Raw genomic sequence first — 251 nt, forward strand, 5'->3', positions numbered from 1 at the left:
CGCCCCGCCGTGGCGAAGGTATCCACCCCCGGTTGCGGCGCCGACAGTGCGGCCGGGGCCGCGACCACCTGCCGCCACACCGGTGCCTGGGCCCTCACGTCGGGGTGGCGCGCGTACTCGGCCAGCACCGCAGACCAGCGGGCGAACGACGTTCCCGGCGCGGGCAGCGCGATCGGCTGCCCGTGCTGATGCTGGGCCCAGCCGATATTGAGGTCTTCCAACAAGATTCGCCACGACACCCCATCCACGGC

Annotated in this window: 1 protein-coding gene; it reads right to left on the bottom strand. The window is 72.9% G+C overall.

What is annotated here, in order from left to right; translation table 11 throughout:
• Nucleotides 1-251: condensation domain-containing protein (locus tag OQ789_RS25940; protein ID WP_324689302.1), on the bottom strand; the 251-nt coding region annotated here is incomplete at both ends.

The sequence above is a fragment of the Mycobacterium sp. 94-17 genome (assembly GCF_035617725.1).
Taxonomy (GTDB): domain Bacteria; phylum Actinomycetota; class Actinomycetes; order Mycobacteriales; family Mycobacteriaceae; genus Mycobacterium.